At 70.4% G+C, this 651-nt stretch carries 1 pseudogene; it reads left to right on the plus strand.

Going from position 1 to position 651, the window contains the following annotated elements:
- Positions 1-651 (plus strand): annotated as a pseudogene (locus IF06_RS0131745) (hypothetical protein); the annotation flags it as partial.

Here is a 651-nt window from a genome sequence, read left to right on the forward strand (position 1 = left end):
GACGGCGGCGGCGTCTACAACGAGGGCATCCTCAAGGTCGAGGAGACCCACGTCGACGACAACACCGCAGGCGGCAACGGCGGCGGCATCGCCAACGGCGGCGGTGAGCACCACGACGGGCCGGTCGACCTGACCTCGGCCGCGAAGCCCGGCAAGGGCGACAAGGGCGAGCACGGCAAGCACCACGCGGGCACGGTCGAGATCATCGGGGCGCACGAGGGCAAGGACGCCTCGCTGAGCACGCTGAGCCACAACCGGGCCGGCCACAACGGTGGCGGTCTGTTCAGCAGCGGCGGCTGGGTCACCGTCTCGTTCACCGCGATCGGCGGCAACGTCGCCTGCGAGAACGGTGGCGGCGTGTACGCCGAGAACACCGACCTGCTCCTGGAGAAGGTCCACGTGGCGGGCAACCACGCCGACGGCGACGGCGGCGGCGTGGTGACGACCGGTGGTCGGGACTGGGCCGGTAACGGCGCCGAGAAGGACGGCCTCGCGGGTAGCGCCACGATCGCCGACAGCGCCGTCGTGGACAACACGGCCGGCCGGTTCGGTGGCGGCATCTTCAACGGTGAGTGGCTCGTCAAGATCGAGGACGGCTTCATCGTCCGCGACCACGACAAGGACGACAACGCCACCCTCACCATCCGCGAC

The sequence above is a fragment of the Micromonospora globosa genome, assembly GCF_000717585.1.
Taxonomy (GTDB): Bacteria; Actinomycetota; Actinomycetes; order Mycobacteriales; family Micromonosporaceae; genus Micromonospora; species Micromonospora aurantiaca.